17 protein-coding genes are annotated in these 23,066 nt (G+C 67.7%); 7 read left to right on the top strand and 10 right to left on the bottom strand.

Annotated features, from left to right (window positions below; genetic code table 11):
* The first annotated feature begins 12 nt into the window (after positions 1 to 12).
* The 4 genes from AC4JJG_RS01155 (at position 13) to AC4JJG_RS01140 (ending at position 5,122) form a co-directional block, all read left to right on the top strand.
* The gene (locus tag AC4JJG_RS01155) at positions 13 to 1,260 is read left to right on the top strand and encodes an acyl-CoA dehydrogenase family protein (protein WP_495399345.1); all 1,248 of its coding nucleotides are present in this window, start codon (positions 13 to 15) and stop codon (positions 1,258 to 1,260) included.
* Positions 1,257 to 2,168: a N5,N10-methylene tetrahydromethanopterin reductase gene (locus AC4JJG_RS01150; protein ID WP_495399346.1), complete on the top strand. Its 912-nt coding sequence runs from the start codon at positions 1,257 to 1,259 to the stop codon at positions 2,166 to 2,168. The genes AC4JJG_RS01155 and AC4JJG_RS01150 overlap by 4 nt, the downstream gene beginning before the upstream one ends.
* A 19-nt stretch (positions 2,169 to 2,187) precedes the next feature.
* Positions 2,188 to 3,471 carry an NtaA/DmoA family FMN-dependent monooxygenase gene (locus AC4JJG_RS01145; protein WP_495399347.1) on the top strand — a complete coding sequence of 428 codons (1,284 nt, stop codon included), beginning with the start codon at positions 2,188 to 2,190 and terminating at the stop codon, positions 3,469 to 3,471.
* A gap of 109 nt (positions 3,472 to 3,580) precedes the next feature.
* Positions 3,581 to 5,122, top strand: coding sequence for an APC family permease (locus AC4JJG_RS01140; protein WP_495399348.1), 1,542 nt, complete (start codon positions 3,581 to 3,583; stop codon positions 5,120 to 5,122).
* Here the strand turns inward: AC4JJG_RS01140 and AC4JJG_RS01135 are convergent.
* The 5 genes from AC4JJG_RS01135 to AC4JJG_RS01115 all read right to left on the bottom strand — a co-directional run bounded on the left by AC4JJG_RS01135 (position 5,110) and on the right by AC4JJG_RS01115 (position 11,707).
* The gene (locus AC4JJG_RS01135; protein ID WP_495399349.1) at positions 5,110 to 6,510 is read right to left on the bottom strand and encodes a class II fumarate hydratase; all 1,401 of its coding nucleotides are present in this window, start codon (positions 6,508 to 6,510) and stop codon (positions 5,110 to 5,112) included. The genes AC4JJG_RS01140 and AC4JJG_RS01135 overlap by 13 nt on opposite strands.
* Before the next feature lie 74 nt (positions 6,511 to 6,584).
* Positions 6,585 to 8,285: a fumarate hydratase gene (locus AC4JJG_RS01130; RefSeq protein ID WP_495399350.1), complete on the bottom strand. Its 1,701-nt coding sequence runs from the start codon at positions 8,283 to 8,285 to the stop codon at positions 6,585 to 6,587.
* Positions 8,286 to 8,350: 65 nt separating this feature from the next.
* Positions 8,351 to 9,343, bottom strand: a complete 993-nt coding sequence (glpX, locus tag AC4JJG_RS01125; RefSeq protein WP_495399351.1) for a class II fructose-bisphosphatase — start codon at positions 9,341 to 9,343, stop codon at positions 8,351 to 8,353.
* A gap of 94 nt (positions 9,344 to 9,437) precedes the next feature.
* Positions 9,438 to 10,214 carry an amino acid ABC transporter ATP-binding protein gene (locus AC4JJG_RS01120; protein ID WP_495399352.1) on the bottom strand — a complete coding sequence of 259 codons (777 nt, stop codon included), beginning with the start codon at positions 10,212 to 10,214 and terminating at the stop codon, positions 9,438 to 9,440.
* Positions 10,211 to 11,707 carry an ABC transporter permease subunit gene (locus AC4JJG_RS01115; RefSeq protein WP_495399353.1) on the bottom strand — a complete coding sequence of 499 codons (1,497 nt, stop codon included), beginning with the start codon at positions 11,705 to 11,707 and terminating at the stop codon, positions 10,211 to 10,213. Before AC4JJG_RS01115 ends, AC4JJG_RS01120 begins: the two co-directional genes overlap by 4 nt.
* A gap of 114 nt (positions 11,708 to 11,821) precedes the next feature.
* Here AC4JJG_RS01115 and AC4JJG_RS01110 point away from each other — a divergent pair, with 114 nt between their 5' ends.
* Entirely contained in the window at positions 11,822 to 12,382 is a 561-nt protein-coding gene (locus tag AC4JJG_RS01110; protein WP_495399354.1) for a DUF4245 domain-containing protein, read from the top strand.
* Positions 12,383 to 12,553: 171 nt separating this feature from the next.
* Here the strand turns inward: AC4JJG_RS01110 and AC4JJG_RS01105 are convergent, their stop codons facing one another.
* The 3 genes from AC4JJG_RS01105 to AC4JJG_RS01095 are packed head-to-tail and all read right to left on the bottom strand — an operon-like array spanning position 12,554 to position 14,819.
* Positions 12,554 to 12,790 (bottom strand): exodeoxyribonuclease VII small subunit, encoded by a 237-nt coding sequence (locus AC4JJG_RS01105; RefSeq protein WP_495399355.1) that lies wholly within the window; start codon positions 12,788 to 12,790, stop codon positions 12,554 to 12,556.
* The gene (xseA, locus tag AC4JJG_RS01100) at positions 12,787 to 14,043 is read right to left on the bottom strand and encodes an exodeoxyribonuclease VII large subunit (protein WP_495399356.1); all 1,257 of its coding nucleotides are present in this window, start codon (positions 14,041 to 14,043) and stop codon (positions 12,787 to 12,789) included. Before xseA ends, AC4JJG_RS01105 begins: the two co-directional genes overlap by 4 nt.
* On the bottom strand, positions 14,040 to 14,819 hold the full coding sequence (locus AC4JJG_RS01095) for a lipid droplet-associated protein (protein WP_495399357.1): 780 nt from the start codon (positions 14,817 to 14,819) through the stop codon (positions 14,040 to 14,042). Before AC4JJG_RS01095 ends, xseA begins: the two co-directional genes overlap by 4 nt.
* A gap of 95 nt (positions 14,820 to 14,914) precedes the next feature.
* On the opposite strand from AC4JJG_RS01095, the gene AC4JJG_RS01090 reads away from it, so the two are divergent.
* On the top strand, positions 14,915 to 15,868 hold the full coding sequence (locus AC4JJG_RS01090; RefSeq protein WP_495399358.1) for a 4-hydroxy-3-methylbut-2-enyl diphosphate reductase: 954 nt from the start codon (positions 14,915 to 14,917) through the stop codon (positions 15,866 to 15,868).
* A 15-nt stretch (positions 15,869 to 15,883) separates the two neighbouring features.
* Here AC4JJG_RS01090 and mycP read toward each other — a convergent pair whose 3' ends face one another.
* Positions 15,884 to 17,239: a type VII secretion-associated serine protease mycosin gene (gene mycP / locus AC4JJG_RS01085; protein WP_495399639.1), complete on the bottom strand. Its 1,356-nt coding sequence runs from the start codon at positions 17,237 to 17,239 to the stop codon at positions 15,884 to 15,886.
* 67 nt (positions 17,240 to 17,306) lie between these two features.
* Positions 17,307 to 18,842, bottom strand: a complete 1,536-nt coding sequence (gene eccD / locus AC4JJG_RS01080) for a type VII secretion integral membrane protein EccD (RefSeq protein ID WP_495399359.1) — start codon at positions 18,840 to 18,842, stop codon at positions 17,307 to 17,309.
* A 128-nt stretch (positions 18,843 to 18,970) separates the two neighbouring features.
* On the opposite strand from eccD, the gene eccCa reads away from it, so the two are divergent.
* The gene (eccCa, locus tag AC4JJG_RS01075) at positions 18,971 to 23,062 is read left to right on the top strand and encodes a type VII secretion protein EccCa (protein WP_495399360.1); all 4,092 of its coding nucleotides are present in this window, start codon (positions 18,971 to 18,973) and stop codon (positions 23,060 to 23,062) included.
* The last annotated feature ends 4 nt before the right edge of the window (positions 23,063 to 23,066 follow it).

The following is a 23,066-nucleotide window of genomic DNA, read 5'->3' as shown; positions in this document are numbered from 1 at the left end:
GGAAGGACGATCATGACCGAGACAGTCGTCTCCACGGCAACGAATCTTCGTGCGCCCACCGCATCGGAGGCCGACCTCCTCGACCGATTCGCCGACGTGTTCGACCGGATCGCCGAACGCAATGTCGACCGAGAGACCGACCGCGCCTTCGCCTACGCGGAGGTCGATGACCTAAAGCGGAAAGGATTGGGCTGCATACGGTTACCCGTCGAGTCCGGCGGCTTGGGCGCGTCATTGGAACAGACCTTCGTGCTGTTGTCCCGTCTGGCCACGGCCGACGCCAACGTCGCCCACGTGTTCCGCAATCACCTGGCATTCGTGGAGGATCGCCTCAACGCCCCGTCCTCGCCCGCCAACGACCGGTGGCTGCAACGCTTCGTCGACGGTGAGTTCGTCGGTGGTGGCTGGACCGAGGCGAACAACGGAACCTACGCGACGGTCAAGACGTCGGTCCGTCGAGACGGCGACCGGTACCTGGTGACCGGAGCCAAGTTCTACGCGACCGGCAGCCTGTTTGCGGACTGGCTCGACGTGATCGGCAGATCCGACGACGGTGGGCTGCTGACCGCCCTGGTGCGGCGAACCGATCCGGGTGTGGAACTCGTCGACGACTGGACGGGGTTCGGCCAGCAGACCACGGCCAGTGGCACGGCGCGCTACCACGAGGTGCCCGCCGAGCCCGACGACGTCTTTGCGGTATCGGAACGTTTTGTCTACCAAGGACATTTCTATCAAGTCGCGATTCTGGCGGTGCTCACCGGCATCATCCGCGCCGCACTACGTGACGGTATCGACGCGCTGCGGGCCCGGAAACGGAACTATCCGCAAGCGCTCGATCCGGTGCCCGCCAAGGATGCTCAACTGCTCGCGGTGATCGGGGAGGTCTCGGCGCGGGCGTACGCGGCGGAGTCGGCCCTGAGAGAGGTCGCAAAATCACTCGATCGGATCGCAGCGGCGCATGCGGCGGGCGAGATCGAGCAGCGCACGCGACTCGTCACCGACGCGCAGATCGCCACCGATCACGCCCAGTTGACGATCATCGACGCCGCGTTGTCGGCGACCACCACGGTCTTCGACGCGCTCGGCGCCTCGGGTGTGTCGACCGACCGTGCACTGGACCGACATTGGCGCAACGCTCGTACTCTCGCGTCACACAATCCGCGTGTGTACAAGGCGCGAATCGTCGGCGACTGGCTGGTCAACGGCACCGATCCGGTACCGGACTTCGCCGCGCTGGGCCGTGGGGGACAGGGCAATTGACGCAAACCGTCCCCTATGTCGCCGTTGCCCTGAGCGGTATTCAGACCGACGCCCTGCTCGACGATTCCACGCTCCTCGGACGGTGGGATCAGCTTCCGCTGGCGTTCACCGTCGTGGGTACCGAGCGGGTGGACCGCGTGATACGGGATACGACGGACACCCTTGAATCATCGGTCGCCGCAACATTTCTGACCGGACGTGCACCGAATGTCCGAGTGCTGTTCGGGACGTCCTCGCCACGGGACCATCCCTACAATCTGGCGCGCCGGGTGGCCTCGCTCGGACACGTCAGTCGCGGCCGCAGCGGTCTGCTCCTCGGTGCACCCGCCGATCCGGCGGCGACCGATCCCTGGCTCGCGGACCGGCGACCCGTTTCGGTTCCGGAGGTCGCGCATGCGATCCGGACACTCGAGCGGAGCTGGCCGTTCGACTCCGTGATCGCCGACCGGGATACCGGGATCTTCGTGCGCTCAGATCGCATTCAGTACGCCGACCTCGATGGGCCGCACCGGATCACGGGCCCGCTGACGGTTCCGGAACCGGAAACCGGGCCGTCGGTCATCGGATGGTTCGAGCCGGACGAACCGACGGGACAATCGGAGGCCGCCGATGCCATCGACCTCGTCATCGGCTCCGGCGGCCCGGTGTCCGTGGTCGGGGCGGGCGACGAATTACCGCGTGGTGTGACCGGCGTCGTGCTGCGCGACGACACGCTGTCGCCGTCCGCGCTGGCGGACGTGGCAGAGCGGCTACTGGTGGTGGGCCGGCCCGTACGCCCGGGCCTCGACCTGCGCTCGGTCCTCGGATTGAGCGTGTCATCACGCCCCGAGGGGCGGCCGGTGTTTCCGCGACCGAACCCCCTCGAGCCGCCACGCACCGTCCGACCCGCTGCCGCACACGGCAACTGATCCCCGAAGGAGTCGGGCCATGAGTGAACGCGACGGTCACGTCGTCCTCGGTATCAACGCGCTCGTCCTCGGCTATGTCCCGGCGTCGTGGCAGACGCCCGGACTCACCGCCGGATCCTTTGTGTCACCGGACTACTGGACGACCATCGGCCGATTGGCCGAGCGGGGAACGCTGGACGCCGTCTTCCTCGCCGATGCCCCTGCGCTGGGAGATCCGGCGTACGACGCCAATCCCGCTCATCCCGAGCCGACGGTGAACTGGGCGCATGTGGCCGCCACCACCGAGCGGATCGGATTGGTCAGTACCGCGTCGACGACCTTCAACGATCCGGCAGAGTTGGCCGAACGACTTCTGACGCTTGATCACCTGTCCCGCGGGCGCGCCGCATGGAACGTCGTGACGACCCGTGGCGAGGCGGCCGCGGGGAACTTCGGACTGCCCGATGTCCCACCTCGCGATGATCGGTACGAGCGGGCCTCCGAGTTCGTCGATGTGGTTCGGGCCCTCTGGGATTCGGCGGCAACGGGCATCGATGTCAACCATCGGGGCACACATTTCTCGATCGACGGCCGATTGCGGGTACCGCATCATCGCGGTGAAGCTCCGGTGCTCTTTCAGGCCGGCGGATCGGAGCAAGGGCGAGATCTTGCCGGTCGCGTGGCCGAAGGGGTGTTCGCGGCCGAACTGACCCTTGACAAGGCCGTCGAGCACTACCGGCTGGTGAAGCGAAAAGCCTTGGCGTACGGACGGTCCCCGGACGCGGTCAAGATCCTGCCCGGCCTGTTGCTGTCGCTGGGCAGTACCGAGGAGGAGGCGCGACGGCGCAACGACGACCTTCACGACCGCAGTCCGTCCTGGTATTCGGCGGGGTGGCTGTCACACGCGATCGGCGTCGACGCCACCGAGCTCGACCTGGACGCGCCATTTCCCGAAGAGGTGCTCGCCGCACCCGCCGATCTCCGGACATTCAGTGGCAGTGTCGGATTCCGTGAATCCATCGTCGCCCAGATCCGGCGCACCAACCCGACGGTCCGGGAATACCTACGTCAGACGCGGTACACCGGGTCGGGGCATGCCGGCTTCACGGGCACACCGGAGCAACTGGCCGACCGGATCGAGGACTGGTTTCAATCCGGTGCCGTTGATGGGTTCAACCTGCAGCCGGATTCGCTCGTCGACGGACTAGAAGTGATTGTCGATGAACTGGTGCCCATTCTTCGGCGCCGCGGTCTGTACCGGCACGAGTATGAAACCGACACCCTGCGTGGGCATTTGACGGCCGCCGCGTCGTCGGCACCCTGAGTTGAGCAATCGGGCCGCTGAGAAAGAACCGGCGCGGGCCAAAGGGCAGGCGGCGCACCGATCGGTCCGCATACTCGTCTCGACAAATGGATTGCCGAGAGGACAAGCGATGACGACACAAGCCCATTCGCGGCCGGAGACAGCGTCGGTGGCCACAGCGACACCCCACCCGTCCCGCTCACCACACGGCGCGGGCAATTCGGAACTGAAACGAAATGCTCTGGGCCCCTTGGACGTATTCGCTCAGGGGCTGGCGGCCGCCGCGCCGAGCGTGGCGATCGCGATAGTGCCTTTCGCACTCTTCACCGCGGCGGGCAAAGGGGCCGCCTGGGCGGCGATACTCGGTCTGCTCATCGTCGTGCTGATCGCGACGACCATCGGCTTCCAGGCCCGCCGTACGGTGTCGTCGGGCTCTCTGGGCACCTATGCCGGGAACGGTCTGGGCCCCGCGTTCGCGTTCATCGCCGGGTTCAGCCTCCTGATCGGATACATAGGCTTCGCGGTCACCGGGACCCTGGGTGGTGTGCTCTACGTCGATTCATTCCTGCTTGATCTCGGAATCGGTTCGGATGCAGCATGGTTCCGGCTGTTGCTGGTTTTCGCGGTGGTCGGAGTCGCGGTCTACCTGCCGTTGCGGGGTGCCGCATTGGCGGCGAAGTATGAGTTGGTCTTCGAGGTGATCGCGCTGATCTCCATCGCGGTGATCATCGTCGGCGCCTACGTGGCCTACGGGTGGCGCATCGATACGGAGCAGTGGAGTCTGTCGAATCTCGGCACGAGTTCGACCTTCGTCGCCGCGGTGACCGCCGTCGGTGCGTATGCCGGATTCGAGAGCGTCGCATCACTGGGGGCGGAAGCGCGGGACGCGCACCGATCGATCTCCCGCGCACTCCTGCGCGTGGTTCTCATCATCGGCGTGCTCTACATCGTCGCCACGTACCCGCAGGTCCTGTATTTCGGCGACATCGACGGGGACAAGGCGGTGTTGCCACAGTTGGCGGACTCCGCGGGAGTGCCGTGGATTCGGCCGCTGATGACGCTCGCCGTCGCCGTGGCCTTCGTGGTATTCGTCACCGCTGTCACCACGTCCGCATCCCGGGCACTGTTCACACTTGCCCACGAGGGGGCGTTGCCTCAGGCCTTCGGCAAGGTGCACCGGCGGTACCGCACTCCGTGGGTGGGCGTGATCTTCGTCGGAGTGCTCGCGCTGATCTTCGCGACCGTCGCCACCTTCAGTTCCGCCGGCCGAACGGTCTTCGACGTGTACGGCGCATACGTCACCAACTGGGCGTTCCTGGTCAGTTACCTGCTGGTGGTGATCGCCACCCCGATCTGGCTCCACCGCATCAAGGCACTGACCCCGTTCCGGGCGACGGTGTCGGCGCTGGCCGGGCTGGCGTTGCTGTACGTGATCGTCAACAACCTCTATCCGGTGCCCGAATTCCCGTTCAACATCCTGCCTTTCGTCTATCTGGCGATTCTCGGGTCCGGTGTGGCCTGGTATGTGTATCTCCGCGTCGCGCGCCCGGAGGTGGCCGCCCGTGTCGGCACCATCCAGACGCTCTCGGCGGAGGAGCAGAACCGACTCGCCGAACTCGAGATCGCACAGACCATCGCCGAGGAGCCGGAAACGTCAACTCAGCGTTCGTGATCGAGGTTGGCCATCTTGAGTACGTCGAGCCGCTTGTCGAGCTCGGCCTCGGTGAGGTCGTCGCCGACGAGCCCGCGATCGATGACGGTCTGCCGGATGGTGGTGCCCTCCTTCAGCGCCTGCTTGGCCACGGCCGCGGCCTCTTCGTAGCCGATGGCGCTGTTGAGCGGCGTCACGATGGACGGCGAACTCTCGGCGAGGGTGCGCAGTCGTTCGGTGTGCGCGACCAGACCGCTGATGCACCGGTCGGCGAAGAGGCGGGACACATTGGACAGCAACGTGATTGATTCGAGCACGTTGCGGGCCATCATCGGGATGTACACATTCAGCTCGAATGCGCCGTTGCCGCCACCCCAGGTGACGGCGGCGTCGTTGCCGATGACCTGTGCGGCCACCTGCGTGACCGCTTCGGGCAGAACGGGATTCACCTTGCCCGGCATGATCGACGAGCCGGGCTGCAGGTCGGGGAGGCTGATCTCGCCGAGTCCGGTGAGCGGACCCGACCCCATCCAGCGCACGTCGTTCGCGATCTTCGTCAGGGATACCGCGATGGTTTTCAGCTGGCCCGACAGTTCGACCAAGCCGTCGCGTGCGGCCTGTGCTTCGAAGTTGTTGCGTGCCAGGGTGAGTGCCTCGACGTCGGTCAGTTTCTGCAGTTCCGCGACGACCTTGGTGCCGAAGCCGTCGGGGGCGTTGAGTCCGGTGCCGACCGCGGTCCCGCCGATGGGGAGTTCGCCGACCCGGGGGAGCGTGGCGGTGACCCGCTCGATGCCTGCCTCGACCTGCCGTGCGTAACCGCCGAACTCCTGTCCGAGCGTCACCGGCACCGCGTCCATCAGATGTGTGCGGCCGCTCTTGACGACCTCACGCCACTCGGTGGCCTTGGCGAGCAGCGCCAGCCGCAGGTGATCGAGCGCCGGGATCAGGGTGGTGACCACCGCTTCGGTCGCCGCGACATGGGTGGCGGTGGGGAAGGTGTCGTTCGACGACTGCGACATGTTCACGTCGTCGTTCGGATGCACCTCGACGCCTGCGGCTTTCGCGATGGAGGCGATGACCTCGTTGGCGTTCATGTTGGAGCTGGTACCCGAGCCGGTCTGGAACACGTCGATCGGGAATTGATCGTCATGCTTGCCGTCGGCGATCTCCAGGGCGGCCGCGACGATGGCGTCGGCCTTGTCGGCCTGCAGGAGACCGAGGTCCTTGTTCACCTGTGCGCAGGCGGCCTTGAGTAGCCCCATCGCACGGATCTGGGTGCGTTCGAGCGGACGGTGGCTGATGGGGAAGTTCTCCACGGCGCGCTGTGTCTGCGCCCGCCACAGGGCGTCCACGGGAACCTGCACTTCTCCCATGGTGTCGTGCTCGATGCGGAACTGGGGCTCGGTCATGGTGGTGTGCGACCTCCGGCGTCGTGGGTAAGGCTTGCCTCAGCCCACGGTACGCCGGGCGATCGCACCGTGCGTCAGCGCTCCTTGGAGCGGATGCGCACACCACCGAGCGGAACGGTGACCGAGCCGCCGGGATCGGTGAAGAAGTCGTTGCCCTTGTCGTCGACGACGATGAACGCCGGGAAGTTCTCGACCTCGATCTTCCAGACCGCTTCCATGCCGAGTTCGGGGTATTCGATGATCTCCTGGCTCTTGATGCAGTCGAGGGCCAGTCGGGCGGCCGGGCCGCCGATGGACCCGAGATAGAACCCGCCGTGGCTACCGCACGCCTGGGTGACCTGCTTGGAACGGTTTCCCTTGGCCAGCATGACCATTGAGCCGCCCGCGGCCTGGAACTGCTCGACGTAACTGTCCATGCGGCCCGCGGTGGTGGGGCCGAAGGAACCCGAGGCCATGCCCTCCGGGGTCTTCGCGGGACCGGCGTAGTACACCGGGTGATCGCGAAGGTACTCGGGCATCGGTTCGCCGGCGTCGAGGCGTTCCTTGATCTTGGCGTGGGCGATGTCGCGGGCGACGACCAGCGGGCCGGTCAGCGACAGGCGGGTCTTCACCGGGTGCTTGGACAGTTCGGCGAGGATCTCGGGCATCGGCCGGTTGAGGTCGATCTCGATGACCTCCCCGCCCTCGATGTCCTCGGCGACGCCGGCATCCGGCATGTACTGTGCCGGATCGGTTTCCAGCTGTTCGAGGAACACGCCGTCGGCGGTGATCTTGCCCAACGCCTGCCGGTCGGCCGAGCAGGACACGGCGATGGCCACCGGGCACGACGCGCCGTGACGCGGCAGGCGGACGACGCGGACGTCGTGGCAGAAGTACTTGCCGCCGAACTGTGCGCCGATCCCGAAGGACTGCGTCAGCTTGAAGACCTCTTCTTCGAGTTCCGGATCCCGGAAGCCGTGGGCGGCCATCGAACCCTCGGTCGGCAGATTGTCGAGGTAGTGGGCCGACGCGTATTTCGCTGTCTTGAGGGCGAATTCGGCCGACGTACCGCCGATGACCACCGCCAGGTGATACGGCGGGCAGGCCGCTGTGCCCAACGAGCGGATCTTCTCGTCGAGGAACTCGAGGAGCCGCTTGGGATTGAGGATCGCCTTGGTCTCCTGGAACAGGAACGACTTGTTGGCGCTGCCGCCGCCCTTGGCCATGAACAGGAACTTGTACTCCGGCCCCTTCGGTCCCTGCTCGGTGGCGTAGATCTCCACCTGCGCAGGCAGATTGGTGCCGGTGTTCTTCTCCTCGTAGGTGGTCAGCGGAGCCAGCTGCGAGTAGCGGAGGTTGAGCTTGGTGTAGGCGTCGTAGACACCCTGCGAGATGGCCTCGGCGTCGTCTGCTCCGGTCAGCACACCCTCGGACTTCTTGCCCATGACGATCGCGGTGCCGGTGTCCTGGCACATCGGCAGCACGCCGCCCGCCGAGATGTTCACGTTCTTCAGCAGATCGAGTGCTACGAACCGGTCGTTGCCGGAGGCCTCCGGATCGTCGATGATCTTCCGGAGCTGCGCCAGGTGCGCGGGACGTAGATAGTGGCTGATGTCGTGCATCGCCTCGGCCGTCAACGCGCGGATGGCCTCCGGCTCGACCTTCAGGAACGTCCGTCCGTCCACCTCGAAGGTGGACACGCCCTGATCGGTGACGAGTCGATACGGAGTGTCGTCGGCACCGGTGGGGAGGAGATCGGAGTAGCGAAACTCAGGGGCTGAAGCTGGTGTACTCACGGACTGCATCGTATCGCTGCCGCTTCAGCCCCCGGACGCAACCATCGGTTTCGCCCGCACAGACCTCAGAGGTCGACGCGTGCGTACTCGCGCAGCTTGGTGATCTGGTGCACCGACTCGATCCGGCGGATGGTGCCGGACTTCGAGCGCATGACCAGCGAACGGGTCGTCGCGCCGTTGGGGCGGTAGGTGACGCCGCGCAGCATGTCGCCGTTGGTGACGCCGGTCGCGCAGAAGAAGGAGTTCTCGCCGCGGACGAGGATGTCGTTGGTGAGGACCTGATCGAGATCATGGCCGGCATCGATGGCCTTCTGGCGCTCCTCGTCGTCGCGGGGCCACAGCTTGCCCTGGATCTCGCCGCCCATGCACTTCATGGCGACCGCGGTGATGATGCCCTCCGGGGTGCCGCCGACGCCCATCAGCATGTCGACGGTCGAGTAGTCGTCGGCCGCGGCGACCGCACCGGCGACGTCGCCGTCGGAGATGAGGCGGATCTTCGCGCCTGCCTGACGGATCTCGGCGATCAGGTCGGCATGGCGCGGACGGTCGAGCACGATGACGGTCAGGTCGGCGACGTCGATGCCCTTGGCGCGGGCCACCGAGTTGATGTTCCACTCCACCGACTCGTCGATGTTGATGGCGCCCTTGGCCTGCGGTCCGACGGCGATCTTGTTCATGTAGAACACCGCGGACGGGTCGTACATGGTGCCGCGCTCGCTGACCGCGATCACCGCGATCGAGTTGGGGCGGCCCTCGGCCATCAGCGTGGTGCCGTCGATGGGATCCACGGCGACGTCGCAGTCCGGTCCGTCGCCGTCACCGACCTCCTCGCCGTTGTAGAGCATCGGCGCCTCGTCCTTCTCACCCTCGCCGATGACGACCACGCCGCGCATCGACACGGTGGACAGGAGTTCGCGCATCGCGTCCACGGCAGCGCCGTCGCCGCCGTTCTTGTCGCCGCGACCCACCCAGCGTCCGGCCGCCAGCGCCGCGGCCTCGGTGACGCGCACCAATTCCATCGCCAGGTTGCGATCGGGGGCCTGCGGGGTGGGTGACATAGGTGACTCCTCGGCGAGATGACAGTGGCTCAGAACACGTAGCGTGTCCCATTTTGGCACGTCACACCGAGCGAACCGGCAGGCACCCTGGCGGTCAGAGGGGCTCGAGGAGGCTCCGCAGGAACTGCCGGGCACGGTCGGTCTTGGGATGGCCGATGACTTCGGCGGGTGTCCCGCGCTCACGGATCCGGCCGCCGTCGATGAAGAGCACCTGATCGGCGACCTGCTGCGCGAACCGGATCTCATGCGTCACCACGACCATCGTCCACCCCTCCGCGGCCAGATCACGCATCACCGACAGAACATCGCCGACCAGTTCCGGGTCGAGTGCCGAGGTGGGTTCATCGAAGAGGATCGCCTCGGGGTGCAGCATGAGGGCGCGCACGATGCCGACGCGCTGTTGCTGTCCGCCGGACAACTGCTCCGGGTAGGCGTCGCGTTTGTCGGCCAGCCCGACCTCGCCCAGCAGCTTCTCGGCCTCGGCCACCGCCTCGGCGCGGGGTCGTCGCTGGACCACCGTCGGCCCCTCGATGACGTTCTCCAGCACCGTCTTGTGCGGGAAGAGGTGATGATTCTGGAAGACCATCGCGCTCTGGCGGCGCAGACGCCGCAGATCCTGCTTCGTGTACGTACCACCGAAGTCCACGGTGGCGTCGGCGACCCGGACGATGCCGGAATCGGGGATGTCGAGCGCGTCGAGCGACCGCAGGATCGTCGTCTTGCCCGACCCCGACGGCCCGATGATGCAGGTGACCGTGCCGGGCGGCACGGTGAACTCGATGCCACGGAGAACCTCGTTGTCGCCGAAGGACTTCCGGAGATCCGTGACGGCGATGCGGGCGGAGTCGGTGGCCGGTGCCGGTGCGTTCATGTGCGGGCGAACCTCCCCAATCGTGTCTCGAGCCGGTTCTGCAATCCGGACAGCACCAGGCACACGATCCAGTAGTAGATGGCGGCGGTCACGTACAGCGCGAAGAACTCGAAGGTCGGTGCCGCCGCGATCTGCGCGGTCCGCAACAGTTCGGTGACCAGGATCGTCGATGCCAGCGATGTGTCCTTGACCAGGGAGATCAGCGTATTCGACAGTCCCGGAACGGCATTGCGTGCGGCCTGCGGCAGCACGATCCGTCGCATGGTCGTCGCGTAGTCCATGCCGATGGTGAGCGCCGCCTCGGTCTGTCCGCGCGGCACCGACAGGATCGCACTGCGGATGATCTCCGCCGCGTAGCCGCCGACGTTCAGGGAGAACGCGATCACCGCCGCCGGGAAGGGCGGCACCTTGATGCCGAGTTCCGGCAACGCGAAGAAGATGATGAACAACTGCACGAGCAGCGGCGTGCCGCGGATGATCGAGATGTAGATGCGTGCCAGCCCGTTGAGCAGCCTGCGCTCCGACAGTCGTGCCAGCGCCACCAGCAGCGCGATCACCAGGCCGATCACGAAACTGATGAGCGCCAGCGGGATCGTCATGGTGATCGTGGCCTTGGCCATCGGCCACAGGTTGTCGGCGATGAGGCCCCAGGTGCCCCGCGACTCCGCCTGCGCGGGCGTCGGCGAACCGGTGGCGTCGGCCTTCAGGTAGCGCTGCGAGATCTGCGCCAGGGTGCCGTCGTCGCGCAACTCGTCGAGCGCCTTATTGATGGACGGCATGAGGCCGCTGTCCTTGCGGGCGGCGAAGGCCTGCTCGCTGGTGTCGTCGGTGGTGACGGCGATCTTGACGCTCTTGTCGCCGGTCTCGGCGAGATACGCGAAGACCGCGATGCTGTCGTTGACCGTCGCATCGACACGGCCCTGATTGAGCAGTTTGATCGCCTGGGTGAAGCCTTCGACGGTCTCCACCCGCGCGCCCGCGTCCCGCGCGACCTGCGTCCAGTTGCTGGTGGCGGACTGTGCCGTGGTCTTGCCCTTGAGATCGTCGAGGGACGTGATCGACGTGTCGCCGGCCCGGGTGACGATCACCCCGCGGCCCGTCGCATACGGTTCGGACAGATCGTATTTACCCTGCCGCTCCGGCGTGATGGTCACCTGATTGGCGACGACGTCGAACCGGTCGGCACCCAGCGCGGCGAAGATCGAATCCCAGGGCGTCTCCACGAATTCGGCTCGCACACCGAGCTTTTCGGCGACCGCCTTGGCCACGTCCACGTCGTAGCCGCTGAGTTCACCGGTCGCGGGATCGTGGTAACTGAACGGCGCGTAGGTGCCCTCGGTGCCGACCCGCAGAACCCCCGCATCGCGGACGGCGTCGATGCCCGTCGCCGACCGATCGGAGTTCCCGCAGGCGGCGGTCCCGAGAACCAGCAGCACCAGGAACAGCAGGCCGGGCAACGCCGTTCTCCAGCGTGTCGTGCCGAGGCGACTCATCCCACCCTTGTAGCAGGTTGCCGGCCATCCTGCCCAGCATCGGGCGCATGCCGATCCGATCTCACCGACGGCCCGCCTGGCCACGCCCGCGCCCACCTTGGGATACTTGAACGCATGGCCGACAAACCGCGGATCCTGCAAGGCGGCAGGGACATGATCTGGACGATGGTCCCGCTGCTGCTGCTCTGCGCGTTCGTCCTCTTCGTGTCCGGTAACTGCTCGATCGGCATCAACGGTCCGGCGCAGGACGACAAGGTCCCGGCCTTCGACGTGGCCGGTTCACTGCAGGCCGACGCGCAGACCATGCCCTTCCCGATCCGCCGCCCGCCGACGCCGGAGGGCTGGAAGCCCAATTCGGGCTCCACGCAGCCGGTCGGTGATTCACGCGTCAGCAACGCCGGCTGGGTCACCAAGGCCGGTGCGTACATCCAGCTGAGCCAGACCGGGGCGTCCGAGGATGCCCTGGTGCGCCACCTCGGCGGCAACGACGCGATGGGGGCGGGCACCAAGGACATCGGTGGTCACCGGTGGGTGATGTACACCGCGGCCGACGGCAAGAAGTTCTGGATCACCGATCTCGGTGACGTACGGATCGCGGTCGTCTCGCGCGGGCTGGACGGGGACATGACCGTATTGGCGAGTTCCGTGCTCGCTCAGGCCCCGCTGAAGGCGTAGGCGCTCAGGGTCTCGATACGGCGACTCGCTGCGCTCGTGGCCTACTCGACCAGCGGTCTGCGGTTCGAGTGAGATAGAGCGCTGATCGAGTGGTGGCCGAGCCGCCGGGGAGACGGACTGCTGATCGAGTAGCGGCCGAGCCGCCAGGCGAGGCTGCGTATCGAGATCCGCCTACTCGTCGTCGTCTTCGTCGGCGTCGGCCAGGGCCGCCTCGATCCGCTCGCGGGCGCCGGCGAGGTGCTCCTCGCATCGGGTCGCGAGTGCCTCGCCCCGCTCCCACAGGGCCAGTGAGGCATCGAGATCGAGGCCACCGTGCTCGAGGGTGGAGACCACGTCGACCAACTCGTCCCGTGCCTGTTCGTAGCCGAGTTCCCCGACCGGGATCGGCTGTGTCTCATCCCCGCTCACGTGTCGTCTCCTTCTGCTGGTGTCGTGTCCTGCGCGACGTGGGCGATCCGGGAGCCGTCGGCCACCCGGATGCGTATCCGGGCGTCGCCGGGCATGTCCCGGGTCGAGCCGACGATCTGGGCGGGCTCGACATCGACCCGCTGGACCACCGCGTATCCGCGGGCGAGTGTCTGCGCCGGTCCCAGTGTGCCGAGCCGGGCCGACAAATGGTCGATGCGATGGCTCTGGGTATCCACCTGCCGTGCGATGTCGCGGCGGATGTCCGCACGCAACCGGTCCACCTGAGCCGCATGACCGTCGATGACGGTGAACGGACGGGCCAGCACCGGCCGGGCACGCAGCCCGTCGACGATGTGGGTTTCCCGGCGCACCCAGTTGCGCAGGGCGTGCGCGCTGCGACGGCGGAGCGCATCGAGCCCGTCGAGTTCGGCGCCCACATCCGGTACCACGCGTTTGGCGGCATCGGTCGGGGTCGCGGCCCGCAAGTCGGCCACCAGGTCGAGCAACGGGGTGTCCGGCTCGTGCCCGATCGCCGAGATCACCGGAGTGGTGCAGGCGGCGACCGCCCGGAGCAGTGCCTCGTCGGAGAACGGCAGCAGATCTTCGACGCTGCCGCCCCCGCGGGCGATGATGATCACCTCGACGTCGGGATGCCGATCGAGTGCGGAGAGGTGTTCGAGGATGCGCGGCACCGCGGTCGGACCCTGCACGGGTGCGTCGCGCACCTCGAAACGCACAGCCTCCCACCGATCGGTGGCCACCGACAGCACGTCCCGCTGAGCCGCGCTGGACCGGCCGGTGATGAGTCCGACCGACTTCGGCAGAAACGGCAGCGAGCGCTTGAGCCGCGGGTCGAACAGACCTTCGGCGGCCAGCAGCTGCCGGAGGCGTTCGATGCGCAGCAGGAGTTCGCCGACGCCGACCGGACGGATGTCGGTGACGCGCAACGAGATGGTGCCGCGGCCGGTGAAGTAGGTCGGGCGGCCGTGGACCACCACGCGGCTGCCCTCGGTGAGGGGGATATCGCTGCGCGACAACAGATCCGGGCTGCATGTGACCGAGATGGAAATGTCCGCGGCGGGGTCCCGCAACGTCAGGAAGGCGACGCGGGTGCCCGGCCTGCGGTTGAGCTGGGTGATCTGCCCCTCCACCCAGATCTGGCCCAACCGGTGGATCCAGTCGGCGATCCGGGTGTTGACCGTGCGGACCGGCCAGGGATGCTCGGCGGAATTCGCCGACGGGTCGACCGTCACGAGTCCGTCGACCGCTTGCCGTTCTGTGAGGCGATGCGATTGTCGATCATCGTGACGAACGGCGCACGGGCCTTGTTCGCCTTCTCATAGGCGGACAGCTCCTCGAGTTCGTCGGCGCCGACGCCACGCAACTTGGCGCGCAACTGCGCCAGCGTCAGGTGGTCGTATTCGATGTATTCGACGATCTCCGGAACGGGACCCGCCGACGCAGGCCGTGCCGCGGGCGCCGCGGCCGGATCGGACTGGACGACGAGATCCTCGGGCGGGGTGCTGTACAGCGCGAACCGGCCGGACGAGGCGTTCGCCGGCTTCGGGTCGGCGGTGCCGGCGGCCGGTGCGGCTTTCTTGGCGGGCGCTTTCTTGGCGGGTGCCTTCTTCGCAGCGGCCTTCGTGGCGGGCGCCTGAGCCGCGGTCTTCTTCGGGGCGGTCTTCTTCGGGGCGGCGGCCTTGGTGGCGGGCGCGGCCCCGGCGGCCGGAGCCGGCGCCTCGTCCTCGTCGAAGCGGGCGACCGGAGTGGTCGGCGTGGCGTCGTCGTCCTCGTCGAAGCGAGCCCAGGCGGGCTGCTCGTCGGGACGATCGAACAGCGAGTCGAGGGCGGCGTCGCCCTTGATCGCGAGTTCGGCGATGTTCTGCTGCATGCGCATGCCCGCCTGCAGGGTCTGACTGACCGCCGTCATCGGCAGAGTCACGACCAGTGCGGGGAGTTTTCGGGTCTCCTCGAGGGCGGTGACGACGAGACCAGCGACGATACGGGCCGGATACGGTGCTCGAACCATGTCATCACTCTGCCATTGAGTCATTTGGCGAGGCTACCCCGGTGGTGTGTTCGGGCCACATGAGATCGTTCGGACGACCCCGTACGCTGGGGGCCATGGGTGAGAGCAAGCGAGTACTGCTGGCCGAACCGCGTGGATACTGCGCAGGCGTGGATCGCGCGGTGGAGACCGTGGAACGCGCGCTGGAGAAGCACGGCGCACCGGTCTACGTGCGAAAAGAGATCGTGCACAACCGTCACGTGGTGGACACCTTGACCGAGCGCGGCGTGGTGTTCGTGGGGGAGACCGACGAGGTGCCCGAGGGTGCGCTCGTGGTGTTCTCCGCGCACGGCGTCTCGCCGGAGGTGCACCGCACCGCGGAGGAGCGCAATCTGCGCACCATCGATGCGACGTGTCCGCTGGTGACGAAGGTCCACCAGGAGGCCAAGCGGTTCGCCCGCGACGATTACGACATCCTCCTCATCGGCCACGAGGGCCATGAGGAGGTGGAGGGCACCTCCGGTGAGGCGCCCGAACACATCCAGCTCGTCGACGGCCCGGATCATGTCGATGACGTGACCGTCCGTGAGGGTGCGCCACTGGTGTGGTTGTCGCAGACGACTCTGTCGGTCGACGAGACGATGGAGACGGTGAACCGGCTCCGCAAGAAGTTCCCGGATCTGCAGGATCCGCCCAGTGACGACATCTGTTACGCGACCCAGAACCGCCAGGTCGCGGTGAAGGCCATGGCGCCGCAGTGTGACCTGGTGATCGTGGTCGGGTCGAAGAACTCGTCCAATTCGGTGCGACTCGTCGAGGTCGCCGTCCAGAACGGCGCCGACGCCTCGTATCTCGTGGACTACGCGCGGGAGATCGACCCCGCGTGGCTGGAGGGTGTGACGACGGTGGGCGTGACCTCGGGGGCCTCGGTGCCGGAGGTGCTGGTGCGCGGTGTGCTCGACTTCCTCGCCGAGTACGGCTACGACACCGTGGACACCGTCAACACCGCCAACGAGACACTGACCTTCGCGTTGCCCCGCGAATTGCGGCCGGCGCGCAACGGCAAGTAGCCGTTCGGTTTCCGCTCAGTACTCGTCGGGTTCGAGTCGCCGGACACGGCGGTGGGGCAGCGCGATGGCCAGCGCGGCGGCCACCACGGCGAGGCATGCCGCGACCCCGATCAGAGCGGCGTTGCGTGCCGTGTGATCGGGGACCGGGTCCGGACGGGGAGCCGCGATCGCCGCGGAGGTGCTCGCCTCGGCCGTCTCGCCGGGGAGTTCGTTGGTCAGAGCGGCCACCGGGTCGATGACCCCGTAACCGATGCGGTCGTCACGACCGGGCCCCGCCGCGTGAGCCGTTCGGGTGATACGTGATATGACCTGTGCCGCACTGAGTTTCGGGTATCGGGCGCGCACCAGGGCGACGGTCCCGGCCACATACGGCGTCGCGAAACTGGTGCCCTGGATCGGAACGGGGCCGTCGCGGCCCTCCTGTGCGTCGACCAGCTTCGACGACCCACGCGTGCTGTCGAGGCTGACGATGTCGGTTCCCGGTGCCGCGACGCCGACCCACGGCCCGCGGAGGCTGAAGCCGCTCGGTGCCCCGGTGCCCGCGTCGACGGCGCCCACAGTCAGCACGTAGGGAGTGAACCAGGCCGGACTCGCGACCGTCGACACCGAATTCCAGCCGTCCGGGTCATTGCCCGCCGGTGCCGGATTCTGGGTGGCGCAGGTGGAGTTCTGCGACAGATTGCCCGCGGCGACGACCACCACGACATTCCGGTCGTGGGCGTACTTCACCGCGGCGCCGAGTGCCTTGTCGTTGAGCGGACTGCCCGCCGGCGCGCACGCCACCTCGGAGATGTTGATGACCGTGGCGCCGAGTTCGACGGCGCGGACCACCGCGTAGGCCAGACTGCGCACGGTGCCGAAGCCGGAGCCGACGGTCGTGTCGGTCTTGCTGCCGGATTCGCGTTTGCGGTCCTTCGCCGAGTAGGCGCTGCTCGACTGCCGGATGGAGATGAGGGAGACGTCGGGGGCGACCCCGCTGAACGCGTCGGAGGAACTCGGTGCGGCGGCGACGATGCCCGCGACGAGGGTGCCGTGGGCGTCGCAGTCGGACAGGCCGTCGCCGGAGGACACGTAGTCGCCGCCGCCACGCACTCGCGGGAGCCGTGGGTGCGGCGTCACGCCGGTGTCGATGATCGCGACCGTCTGTCCGGCACCACGGCTGAATCGCCAGGCCTGGGGAAGTCCCATCATGGCTTGTGCCTGAGTGGGTTTCGCGTTGTCGTGGTTGCCCGCGTTCACGGGTTTGGCGCAGTAGGTGCGCTGTTCGGACGGTTCCGGTGGGGCCACCGGCGCGGAACGGATCAGCGCCGACGAGTCGATCGTCGGCCTGCTCACCGCGAGTGCCGGAGCGGACTGCACCGCGGCGATCATCACGGTGGAGGCGAGCACGATCGCGCTCACGCCGGCGGAACGGAGCCTGCCGGGCCGCACGATCACCTCAGAGCTCCCGGACGACCCGGTACAGGTCGAGAATCCACAGCAGCAGCGGCACGATCACGGCGACCAGCAGGTATTCGACGATCTCCGCCGTCCTGCGCATGACCGGCGAGAACTCGTGATTCGGCGCGACGACGCCGAAGACCAGAGCCGCGACAACCAGCACCATGCCGAGCGCGAAGCTGATGATCGGCCAGTCGTCGGCCCCGAAGGCGAGACCGACGACGAGTGCGATGAGCGCCAGCGACCCGCCCGTGATCAGAGTGACGGCCTGCGCCAGATCGCTGTGCGAGCGACCGCGCAGACACAGCACGACCGCGACGATCGCCGCGTAGGCGGCGCTGCGCCAGGAGAAGCCGGCCAGCGGGGCGGCGGCGAGGACGGCGGCCACCGCCGTCACGGCCGTGGTCCCGCCGATGATGCCGGTCAGGTAGGCGTTGGCGACGTGTGAACGTCGTTCGAGCGCATCGGCTTTCGGCAGTGCCATGGCGCCGATGGCGCCGATGCCCTCGATGGCGGGCCGCGGCTCCATGTCGGTGTTGTCGACCGGTGCTCCGGCGGTCGGCACGGGCGGCAGGGGAAGCTTGGCGAGCATGATCGTCGCGCGCGGGGCGAGGGCGATCACCAGCAGTCCCACCGCCGCGGTGACCGCGGCCACCCGGGGCACGCCCTCGTCGAGGAGCAGTTGGGCGCTCGTCGCGCCGCCGGTGAGGAGCGCCGCGGTGGTGACGGCGCTGTGCACGACCGGGCCGACCGTGGTCATGCGGTAGGAGATGACCGCGGCCACCAGCGTCAGGGCGCAGCCCATCGTCAGGTGTGCGGCACCGAAGTCGCCGGGGATGGCGAGCATGCCGGTCACGAAGACCAGGGGCACCGACGCCGCGGCGAGGACCGTCGCGGTCGCGTCGTCGCGGTAGTGGCGGGCGACGATGGTCGCGCCGGTCAGCAGTCCGACGGCGGCGACGGCACTCGGCGCGGCGGCCCACAGCGCGCCACTGGTGAGGCGGTAGGCGCCGAGTCCGACGGCGGCGGCGACGGCGGCGAGCAGTGCGATCGCATAGCCCGCGACGCGGGCCGCGTGCGGCGACCAGTTGCGGAACCGGGATTCATTCAGACGTGCGACGGCGTCGACGACGTCGTCGAAGAGAGCGGGCGCCTCCCCGGTGCCGAGCGAGCGCAGCAGCAGCAGATCGCCGTCGCGTACCCCCGATTCGGACAGTGTCCTATTGGGGGACATGGGTTCCTGGCCCACGTGGGCCAGCGTCCAGCGGTGCTGACGGCTGTGCGGACGGACGTCGTCGGCGTCCGGATCGTCGGGGTCGGCAGGTCTCGGATTGCGCGACTCGATCTGTTCGACCAGGTCAGGGATCAAAGCGGCGATCGGCAGAGCGGCAGGCAACCCGACGTCGAGCTGCGTGTTGCCGCCCAGCACCGAGACCCGGACCAGCTCCGGCTCGACGCCCGCGTCGCCGCGTCGCGGCGCGACTGAGGGACGTACCGCCGCATCACGCGACGACTGTGTGTCCAGAGTCGACATCTGGTGATCCTCCCCACCGTCCCCGCGGATAACATAGCGAACCGCAACACATTGTGTAGCAGTGCGCGGGAGCGGCCCAAGCCGGGCCGTCGTCCGCAATGCTGCCCGAGACGCTCCGGGGGGATGCCGTGGCCACGACCACCGATGGGTTCGTGCGGCGACCGCGCATCACGCCACCCCGCATCCCCGGGGGTGAGCTGAACATCGCGCCCCCGCCCGATGTCCCGCGCGTGGTCCCGGGCAACCTGCTCATCAAGCTGCTGCCGGTGGTGATGGTGGTCGCCGTCGTCGGCATGATCGCGCTGATGGTCGTCACCGGCGGCCGCAACATCCTGACCAATCCGCTGTTCATGATGTTCCCGTTGATGATGTTGATGTCGATGTTCGGCATGTTCGCCGCGGGTGGTCGCGGCGGCGGCAAGAAGGCCGCGGAGCTCAACGAGGAACGCAAGGATTATTTCCGCTATCTGGGGCAGACCCGCGCGCAGGTGAACGACACCGTCGCCGCGCAGCGGGCCGCGCTGGTGTGGAGTCATCCCGATCCGGCGGTGTTGCTGGAGGTGATCGGCACCCGCCGCATGTGGGAGCGGCGTCCGACCGACAGTGATTTCGCGCATGTCCGGGTCGGTGTCGGGTCTCAGCGCCTGGCCACCCGCCTGATGCCGCCGGAGACGGGACCGCTCGAGGACATCGAGCCGGTGTCGATGGTCGCGCTGCGTCGCTTCGTCCGTACGCATTCGGTGGTGCATCGGCTGCCGACCTCCATCTCCCTGCGTGGATTTCCGGCCGTGAACATCGAGGGTGCGCGTCAGGAGACGCGAGATCTGGTGCGCGCCATGGTCGTCGAGCTGTGTGCGTTCCACGGCCCCGATCATCTGCAGATCGCGATCATCACCGGCGACCCGGTGGGGGAGGCCTGGGATTGGGCCAAGTGGCTGCCGCACGTCGGGCATCCCACGCTGCGTGACGGTCTCGGACCGATGCGGATGATCTATCCGTCGCTCGCCGATTTCGAGAATTCGATGGCCGCCGATCTCGTGGAACGGGGCCGATTCAGCCGGTCGGCGCCGCCGACGCCGGGCCGTTCGCATCTCGTGGTGATCCTCGACGACGGGCACGTCGCCGGCGACGAACGGCTCATCAACGATGCGGGAATGGAGGGCGTGACACTGCTCGACCTGACCGCTCCGCCGGACGGTCTCGCCGCCCGGCGCGGCCTGCAACTCGTCGTGCGGAACCGGAAGGTGGCCGCGCGCAGCGCGTTCGCGGTCGAAGAATTCGCCGACATGGACTCGATCACCATCGCGGAGGCGGAGACCCTGGCCCGCCGCATGGCCCGCTACCGGCTGGCCACCGCGGCTGCGCTGGCGAATCTGGAATCAGAGGCCGTCTCCAGCGACCCGGGACTGCCCGCACTGCTCGGCATCGGCGATGCGAGCCGTTTCGAGCCCGCGACAGGGTGGCGGGGCCGTACGGGCCGCGACCGCCTACGGGTGCCGATCGGCTACACGCCGGGCGGCACCACCGTCGACCTGGACATCAAGGAGAGTGCCCACGGCGGCATGGGACCCCACGGGTTGTGTATCGGCGCAACGGGTTCCGGCAAGTCCGAATTCCTGCGCACCCTGGTGCTGGCCATGATGGCCACGCATTCGCCGACCGAACTCAACCTCGTGCTCGTCGACTTCAAGGGCGGCGCGACTTTCCTGGGACTCGAGTCGGCACCGCATGTCGCCGCGATCATCACCAACCTCGAGCAGGAACTGTCGATGGTGGACCGGATGAAGGATGCGCTGTCGGGTGAGATGCATCGTCGCCAGGAGGTGCTCCGCGCCGCCGGGAACTTCGCCAACGTCAGCGACTACGAGCGCGCCCGCGCATCCGGTGTCCGTCTGGAACCGTTGCCCGCGTTGTTCATCGTCGTCGACGAATTCTCCGAACTGCTCGCGCAGAAACCGGATTTCGCCGAACTGTTCGTCGCGATCGGTCGGCTCGGACGATCACTGCACATCCATCTGCTGCTGGCCAGTCAGCGGCTCGAGGAGGGCAAACTCCGCGGACTGGACAGCCACCTGTCCTACCGGATCGGTCTGAAGACGTTCTCCGCCAACGAATCCCGCTCGGTGCTCGGTGTCCCCGACGCCTATCATCTGCCCAACGTGCCCGGATCCGCCTATCTCAAATGCGATTCCGGTGATCCGACACGATTCAACACCTCCTACGTCTCCGGTCCCTATCATCCGCCGGTGGCCGTCGACGCCGTCGCCGACGAGCTCGCGCCCTACACCGGGCCGCTGGGCCGGATGAAAGTGTTCACCGCGCTCCCGGTGCCGCTCGACGACGAAACGGCCGTCACCAGTTCGTCGGTGCTCGACCAGGCGCAGGCCCTGCTCGACGAGGAACCGCCCCGGCCCGACGACGACGTGCAGACGCAGCCCGATCTGATCGCGTCATCGGTCCCGACCCTGCTGGACACGCTGGTGGTGCGGATGGCCGACTACACACCCCGCGCTCGTCGGGTCTGGTTGCCGCCCCTCGACGAGTCGCCGACGATCGATCGGCTCGTGGGCGTCCGCGACTGGCAGAAACCCGGTGGCGCAGGCGATCTCGGACTCGCGGTCGGCATCGTCGACCGGCCCTACGACCAGCGCCGTGACGTGTACCGCCTCGATCTGTCCGGCGCGGCGGGCAACGTCGCGATCGTCGGCGGCCCGCAGTCGGGCAAGTCGACGGCCCTGCGCACCCTGATCATGTCCGCGGCGGCGACGCATACCCCCGAGCAGGTGCAGTTCTACTGTCTGGACTTCGGTGGCGGTTCGCTGGCCGGTCTCGCCGGGGTGCCCCACGTCGGCTCGGTCGCCACCCGCGGCGACATGGACGCCGTGCGGCGCACGGTCGCGGAGGTCTCGAGCCTCGTGCGCGAGCGGGAGCGCATGTTCGCCCGACTCGGTGTCGAATCGATGCGCGACTACCGCGCCCGCCGTGCCGAGTGGTTCGCCACCGGAACCGTCGCCGACGGTGATCCCTTCGCCGGGGACCGGCACGGCGACGTGTTCCTCGTCCTCGACGGAATCGCGGTGTTGCGCAACGAACTCGAGTTCCTCGAGGAGCAGATCGCCGCCATCGTGTCGCAGGGCCTGTCCTTCGGCGTGCATCTGGTGGTCACCGCGACACGCTGGGCGGAGGTGCGCCCGGCGATGAAGGACCTGATGGGCAGCCGTGTCGAACTCAAGCTCGGCGACGCCATGGATTCCGAGATGGGCAGGCGTGCCGCCGCACTCGTGCCGCACAACCGACCGGGACGCGGCCTCACCCCCGAGGAATTGCACATGCTGGTCGCGCTGCCGCGGCTGGACGGGGTCGCCTCGGTGGAGACGTTGCCTGCCGGCGTGCAGGTGGCGGTCGACAAGCTCGCGACCGCCTACCGCGGGCGCGAGGCCATGCGTGTCCGCAAGCTGAGCAGCGAGATCACGGCCACCGAGGTGGACGCCCTGGTGGCCGACGCCGGAATCACGGTGGCGCGCAACCAGGTCGCCATCGGTGTCGGCGAACTCGAGCTCGCACCGGTGATCCTGGACTTCACCGCGCAGCCGCATTTCATGGCCTTCGGCGACGCGGAACACGGCAAGACGAACCTGCTGCGCACCATCGTCCGTGGACTGGTCTCGAACTCACGCGGCAACGAGGTGAAGATCGTCCTCGTCGATTACCGGCGCACCATGCTCGGCCTCGTCGACGACGACCACATGGGCGGTTACATCAGTTCGCCGGCAACGGCTTTCGACCGGATGAACGAGCTGGCCGAGTTCCTCACACAGCGGCTGCCGCCGGAGGACGTCACCCCGCAGCAGTTGCGCGAACGGTCCTGGTGGTCGGGGGCCGACATCTATCTGGTGGTCGACGATTACGACATGGTCGCGTCGACCACCGGCAATCCGCTGCTGCCGCTGCTGGATCTGGCCTCGCACGCACGCGACATCGGCATGCACATCGTCCTGGCCCGCCGGTCGGGCGGTGTGGGACGGGCGATGTTCGATCCGGTCATCGCGAGACTCAAGGATCTGGCGGCCGACATGCTTCTCATGAGCGGCGATCGCGACGAGGGCTACATCGTGGGCCGGACCCGGATGCAGGAACTCGTGCCGGGGCGGGGCGAGTTGGTGTCCCGGACCCGTCCGCAGGAGATGATCCAGGTCGGCTACACCGAACCGGAGGAGTGATGTC

It is taken from the genome of Gordonia sp. B8661-1, from assembly GCF_059427765.1.
The sequence above is the reverse complement of the archived record's forward strand: the minus strand, read 5'-3'. Positions and strand labels throughout refer to the sequence as shown.